The organism is Kocuria kalidii, assembly GCF_044462225.1.
Classification (GTDB): Bacteria; Actinomycetota; Actinomycetes; order Actinomycetales; family Micrococcaceae; genus Kocuria; species Kocuria kalidii.
Window position 1 is genome coordinate 1 of record NZ_JBISWJ010000014.1, and the last position, 6,312, is coordinate 6,312.

Here is a 6,312-nt window from a genome sequence, read left to right on the forward strand (position 1 = left end):
CCCGCCACGGGGGCGAAGCTGGTGCGGCTCCAGGGCGCCATCGGGAAGAAGTGGGGTCAGCAGCGCTGGGAGCGCGGGGCCCTGGGCTACCCGGTGGGGGACCTCGTCCTCCAGGGCAGCGACTCCGCCCACCAGAAGTTCCAGCACGGCATCATCACGTGGACCCGCTCCGGAGGCGCGCGCACGCACCCGTTCCGGGGCGAGTGCCAGAACCTCAACAACGGCCGCTCCGTGCAGCCGACCCGCAACGCGGCGCGGGTGTCGCTGACCATCGCCGAGGCCTACGGGCGCTCCGAGGCCACGTTCATCAACTGCGTGCGGATCGCCGGCAGCTACGTCGAGGAGTGGCGCACGTCCTCCTACGTCGGGGCCAGCGGCTTCAAGAGGCCCGGGGTGCCCTCCGGGCACACGCAGCACCTCTTCTCTCCGCAGGGGTCGTACTCGGTCACGGAGTCCTTCGGGGTCTACAACCCCGGCACGGCGCTGCCCTACCGGCAGCTCAACCCGAACTCCCGGTGGGGCGGCCGTCCCGGCACGCTCTACAACAAGTACTTCGAGTCCCCGGGCTACACCTGGCCGGACGAGAACATGTGGTACTTCTCGCTGTCGGGCGACTACCGGCTGGGCGTGGTGATCAACTACAACCGCCCGCCCGACTCGTCCATCGTCCAGGGCCACGGCTTCGCGATCTTCCTGCACGCGAACAAGAAGCCCACGGCCGGGTGCATCGCCCTGCACGAGCACGAGGTCGCCCGGTACATGCGGACGGCCCGGCCGGGTGATCGGATCATCATGGGCGTCCGGGCGGACCTGTTCCGCTGACGCTCCGGGAACGGGGGAGGGGGACCGCGCGGCGCGCGGTCCCCCTCCTGTCCGTCCGGCCCCGTCCGTCCGGGGCTACTCCACGGTCTGCTCCACCCGGGCCTGCTCGCGGCGGCCGAAGGTCCACAGCAGCAGCTCACTGGGCACGGCGCGCAGCACGCGCACACTCCCCGTCCGGCCACGGCCGCCGCGCACGGCGCCGTAGGAGGGTGCGATGAGCACCACCGTGTCCTCCTCGTCCTTGAGCATGACCTTGGCCAGGAGGCTCAGGGACTGCCACAGGGTCTGCTCCTCGTCGTGCAGCAGGGGACGGTCGTGCCAGCCGGGCTGGGCGCGGCGGGCGTCCTCGTGGTGGACGAAGAACTCCACGGTGTTCATCCGCTTGTCCAGCGGTCCGAGGCGCGCCGGCGAGTACAGCGGGGGGTGCTCCACCTTCCGCACCAGCTCGTCCCACGGCTGGCGGGCCACGAGCTCCTCCGTGCGACGGGCGCGGTCGTGCAGCACGGGGACGCGGGACAGGGCCTTGCCGGCCAGGACGTCGGGGCGACCGTCGCGCAGGACGATGTGTGCGGCGAGGTCGCGGGTGCTCCAGCCCTCGCACAGGGTCGGGGCGTCGGGGCCCAGTCGGCGCAGGAGCGCGGCGAGATGCCGGCGCTCGACGTTGGCGAAATTGGTCACGTGGTTCCTCCTCGTGGCGCCGCCGTCGGTCGGCGGGGCCGTCCTCCCACCACGCTATACCGGGTGCCGCCGCCGCCGGGAACCGGCGCGGGGTGGCACCGGGTCAGCCCCGGGGGACGGGCGGCCCCAGGTGGAGGAGCACCGAGGCGAGGCCCGCGACCACGACCACGCCCGCCACGACCGCCAGGGCCGGGCTGCGGAGGGACCAGGCCCCCAGCTTCTCCAGCACGGTGCCGGGGCGGTCGCCGCCGGGGGCCAGCCGCCATCCGCCGGCGAGCCGGCCCGAGCGCCGTGCCCTGTGCTCGAAGGGGATCGTGGCGTACGGGACGACGGCGCTGGCCAGTCCCAGCACCCCGAATCCGGCCGACCACCGCTGGTCCACCCACACGAAGCAGGTCACCACGCAGTACGCCAGGAAGACGAGCCCGTGCAGCATGCCGAAGACGGGCACGAAGGCCTCCGAGGTCCCCGTGTACTTCAGGACCATGCCGAGGATCAGCAGGGTCCAGGTCACCGCCTCTGCGACGGCGAAGCGTCCGTAGAGCTCGCGGGGTGTCATGGGGGTGCTCTCCTGCGTGTCGAGGGCCTGGTGGGCGTCCGGGTCGTTCGGGGGCGCCTGATCCACGATCCGGCCGTCCTCCGTCACCAGGATGATATCCGCGCCGTGGACGGTGCGGAGTCGGTGCGGAGTCGGTGCGCGAGGCCGGACGGGGCCCCGCCGGGGACCGATTGTGGCGTTCCGTGAACTGGGTCACCACTATCCCTGGTAAAACCACACGAACTCACATAAACTCAAAGGAACAAAGAGCCCGTCCCCGTCCGTGAGGTGCATGTCATGTTCGCAGAGGAACGCCAGGCCGAGATCGCGGAGCTGGTGGGCACGACCCGCCGGGTCAACGGCGCCGACCTGGCCCGCCGCTTCGACGTCACCATGGAGACGGTCCGCCGCGACCTCGCGGCCCTCGAGGCCGCCGGAAGGCTGCGGAGGGTCCACGGGGGCGCGGTCTCCGCGGACCAGTCGACGTCCGACGAGAAGGCGATCTCCTCCCGCAAGCACCTCAACACCCCGGAGAAGCGGCGGGTCGCGGAGGCCGCGTTCAGCCTCCTGCGCACCAGCGGGGCGGGGGCCGTCGTGCTCGACGCCGGCAGCACCGTCGAGGCCCTGGCCGACCTCATCGTCCGCACCGACTCCTCCCTGCCGGACGGGCAGGAACAGCTCATCATCACCCACGCCCTGCACATCGCCGCCAAGCTCGCCGACGCCACCGGCATCGGCCTCGAGCTCGTCGGCGGGCGGGTCCGCAAGCTCACCTGGGCCGCCGCCGGCAGCCGGGCCGCGGAGCACTACACCCGGCTGCGCCCCGACCTCGCGTTCGTGGGCTGCAACGGGATCCACGCCGCGTTCGGCCTGAGCACCCCGGACCCCATCGAGGCGGTCGTCAAGTCCGCCATCATCCAGACCTCCCGGCGGGTCGTGGTCCTCTGCGACTCCGCCAAGCACGATCAGGAGACCCTCATGCGCTTCGCGTCGCTCGACGAAGTCGACACCCTCATCACCGACCGGGCACCCGGCCCGGAGCTCGCCGCCGCCCTCGAGGAGGCCGACGTCGAGGTGGTGGTCGCGTGATCCTCACCGTCACCCTCAACCCGTCCCTCGACCGCACGGTCGAGCTCCCCGCCCCGTTGCGCCGCGGCGCGGTCCAGCGCGCCGACGGCGCCCGGCAGGACGCCGGGGGCAAGGGCGTGAACATCTCCCGGGCGCTGCGCGTGAGCGGCGTCCCCACCCTGGCCGTGCTGCCGGGGGACCCCGGCGACCCGCTGCTGGCGGAGCTCGCGGCGGCCGACGTCCCCTACGAGGCGGTTCCTGTGGGCGCGCCGATCCGCTCGAACATCACGATCACCGAGCCGGACGGCACCACCACCAAGATCAACGCACCCGGTGCGCCGCTGGACCCCGAGCAGGTCGACGCCGTCGTCGAGCTCCTCGTGCACCGCGGCGCGGACGCCTCCTGGGTGGTCCTGGCCGGCTCCCTGCCGCCCGGCGCCCCCGAGGACGTCTACGCACGGATCGTCCGCCGCGTCCGCGCCGCCCTGGGGGACCGTTCACCCCTCTTCGCCGTGGACACCTCCGGAGCAGCCCTTCGGGGCTCCACCTCCGGCGACGACGCCCTGCCCGACCTCATCAAGCCCAACGGCGAGGAGCTCGCCGAACTCGTGGGGGCGGTCGACGGCGAGCGGCTCGAGGCCGATCCCGACCTCGCGGCCGCGACCGCCGCCGCGCTCGTGGACCGCGGCCTGGGCGCGGTCCTCACCACCCTCGGGGCCGGCGGGGCGGTGCTCACCGTCCCGGAGGGCTCCTGGCACGCCGTCCACGAACCCGTGGCCGTGCGCTCCACCGTGGGCGCCGGCGACAGCTCGCTCTCGGGCTACCTCATCGCCCAGGAGCGCGGCGACGCGCCGCCGGAGTGCCTGCGCCAGGCCGTGGCCTCCGGATCCGCCGCGGCCGCCCTGCCGGGCACCCGCGTCCCGGCCCTGACCGAGACCACCCCGGGGGCGGTCACCGTGCGGGAGCTCGCCGCACGCGCCGTCCCCGACTGACCCCGCCCGATCCCGCCCGACCCCACCTCACCTCATCCGAACCACCCGGGCCCCGGCCCGGCCGCTCAAGGAGGACACTGTGTCCGAGCTCATTACTCCCGACCTGGTCTCGCTCGACCAGGACCTGGGAGAAGACAAGGAAACCGTCATCGGCCAGCTCGCCGCCCTGGTGCAGCGCACCGGGCGGGCGGAGCAGCTGGACGGGCTGCTGGCCGACGCCATCGCCCGCGAGAACAAGACCGCCACCAGCATTCCCGGCGGCATCGCGATCCCGCACTGCCGCTCCACCGCCGTCCTCGAGCCCACGCTGGTCATGGCCCGCCTGGATCCCAAGGTGGACTGGGGCGCCAAGGACGGTCCCGCGGACCTCGTCTTCTTCATCGCCGCTCCGGAGGGCGCCGACCAGACCCACCTGAAGCTGCTGGCCAAGCTCGCCCGCTCGCTCATGAAGAAGGAGTTCGTGGCGTCGCTGCGCGCCGCGCGCTCCGAGCAGGAGGTCGTCCGGATCGTCGACGGGACGCTCGGTCTCGGACCGGACACCGAGGCGCCGCCCGCCGAGGGCTCCGCCGCCGGGTCCACGGCCGCCGCCGCCGTCCCGGCGTCGGTGGGCACCCGCACGGACACCGGGACGGACGCCGACGGCGCGGCCGCGGCACCGACCGCCGCGGAGACGCCGGCCGCCCACACCGGCCGCAAGATCGTGGCCGTCACCGCCTGCCCGACCGGCATCGCCCACACCTACATGGCCGCCGACGGGCTCACCTACGCGGCCGAGGAGATGGGCGTGGAGCTGGAGGTCGAGACGCAGGGCTCGGCCGGCTTCACCAAGCTGGACCCCGCCACGATCGCCGCGGCGACCGCGGTGATCTTCGCGACCGACGTCGACGTCCGGGACCGCTCCCGCTTCGCCGGCAAGCCGGTCGTCGCCTCGCCCGTCAAGCGCGCCATCGACGAGCCCAAGGTGATGATCGAGGAGGCGCTCGCGAACGCCGAGAACCCGAACGGCCCCCGCGTGCAGGGCGCCGCCGGCGCGGACACCGCGCAGGCCTCCTCCACGAGCGGTCAGGACGGCTGGGGCACCCGCATCCGCAAGGCCGTGATGACCGGCGTCAGCTACATGATCCCGTTCGTGGCCGCCGGCGGTCTGCTCATCGCCCTGGGCTTCATGATCGCCGGCGCCGGTGTCGCCGACGTCGCCGACGACGTCCTGGGGACCTCCACCCTGTGGAACCTCGGTGACGCGACCATCGCCCTGTACCTGGGCGCCGTCCTGTTCAAGATGGGCGCCCTGGCCATCGGGCTGCTCGTCCCGGCGCTGGCCGGCTACATCGCCTACGGGCTCGCCGACCGCCCCGGCATCGCCCCCGGCTTCGCCGCGGGTCTCGTGGCCAACTTCATGGGCGCGGGCTTCCTCGGCGGCATCGTGGGCGGCCTGCTGGCCGGTCTCGCCGCCTACTGGCTGGCCCAGCCGCGGCTGCCGCGCTGGCTCGGCTCCCTGATGCCGGTGGTCGTCATCCCGCTGCTGGCCACCCTGTTCTCCTCGGGCCTGCTGCTGCTGGTCCTGGGCGGACCGATCGCCACCTTCATGCTCTGGCTCACCGAGTGGCTCAGCGGCATGACCGGCGCCAGCGCGCTGGCGCTCGGCGCGATCCTCGGCCTCATGATGGGCGCCGACCTCGGCGGCCCGATCAACAAGGTCGCCTACACGTTCGCCGCCGCCGGCCTCGGTGCCGCCACGGTCGCGAACACCGCCCCGCAGGAGATCATGGCCGCCGTCATCGCCGCCGGCATGGTCCCGCCGCTGGGCCTGGCCCTGGCCTCGCTCGTCGGCAAGCGCTACTTCACCGTGGCCGAGCAGGAGAACGGCAAGGCCGCGTGGCTGCTGGGTGCGTCCTTCATCTCCGAGGGAGCGATCCCGTTCGCGGCCGCCGACCCGCTGCGCGTGCTGCCCTCCACCATGGTGGGCGGGGCCGTGGCCGGCGCGATCTCCCTCAGCGCGGGGGCGCTCTCCCCGGCACCGCACGGCGGTGTGTGGATCCTGCCCCTCATCGGCAACCCGCTGATGTTCCTGCTCGCGGTGGTTGTCGGTACCGTGGTCACAGCAGCAGTCGTCGTCGCCCTCAAGCACGTGGGCGGAGCACACGGGCGAGTGGCCGACGCCACCCGCTCGCGCGAGGACGCCGCCGCTGTGCCGACCACCGCCTGAGCGTCGTG

6 protein-coding genes are annotated in these 6,312 nt (G+C 73.4%); 4 read left to right on the forward strand and 2 right to left on the reverse strand.

Features of this window, described 5'->3' with window-relative positions; translation table 11 throughout:
• Positions 1–822 (forward strand): L,D-transpeptidase family protein (locus tag ACH9D3_RS02010; protein WP_396409659.1); only part of this gene is annotated, 822 nt, incomplete at its 5' end.
• Positions 823–897: 75 nt separating this feature from the next.
• Here ACH9D3_RS02010 and ACH9D3_RS02015 read toward each other — a convergent pair.
• A complete protein-coding gene (locus tag ACH9D3_RS02015; protein WP_396400439.1) occupies positions 898–1,500 on the reverse strand; it encodes a TIGR03085 family metal-binding protein in 603 nt (200 codons plus the stop codon).
• Positions 1,501–1,603: 103 nt separating this feature from the next.
• Positions 1,604–2,146, reverse strand: coding sequence for a DUF3817 domain-containing protein (locus ACH9D3_RS02020; RefSeq protein ID WP_396409660.1), 543 nt, complete (start codon positions 2,144–2,146; stop codon positions 1,604–1,606).
• 189 nt (positions 2,147–2,335) lie between these two features.
• Between ACH9D3_RS02020 and ACH9D3_RS02025 the strand changes: the two genes are divergently transcribed.
• The 3 genes from ACH9D3_RS02025 to ACH9D3_RS02035 all read left to right on the forward strand — a co-directional run bounded on the left by ACH9D3_RS02025 (position 2,336) and on the right by ACH9D3_RS02035 (position 6,304).
• Positions 2,336–3,127: a DeoR/GlpR family DNA-binding transcription regulator gene (locus ACH9D3_RS02025; protein ID WP_396400437.1), complete on the forward strand. Its 792-nt coding sequence runs from the start codon at positions 2,336–2,338 to the stop codon at positions 3,125–3,127.
• Positions 3,124–4,098 (forward strand): hexose kinase, encoded by a 975-nt coding sequence (locus ACH9D3_RS02030; protein WP_396409661.1) that lies wholly within the window; start codon positions 3,124–3,126, stop codon positions 4,096–4,098. Before ACH9D3_RS02025 ends, ACH9D3_RS02030 begins: the two co-directional genes overlap by 4 nt.
• A 79-nt stretch (positions 4,099–4,177) precedes the next feature.
• Complete coding sequence (locus tag ACH9D3_RS02035; protein WP_396409662.1) at positions 4,178–6,304, forward strand: fructose-specific PTS transporter subunit EIIC; 2,127 nt, start codon at positions 4,178–4,180, stop codon at positions 6,302–6,304.
• The last annotated feature ends 8 nt before the right edge of the window (positions 6,305–6,312 follow it).

Coding starts and splice junctions, on each gene's coding strand:
- ACH9D3_RS02025 (WP_396400437.1), top strand. CDS start 2,336: ATGTTCGCAGAGGAACGCCAGGCCGAGATCGCGGAGCTGGTGGGCACG.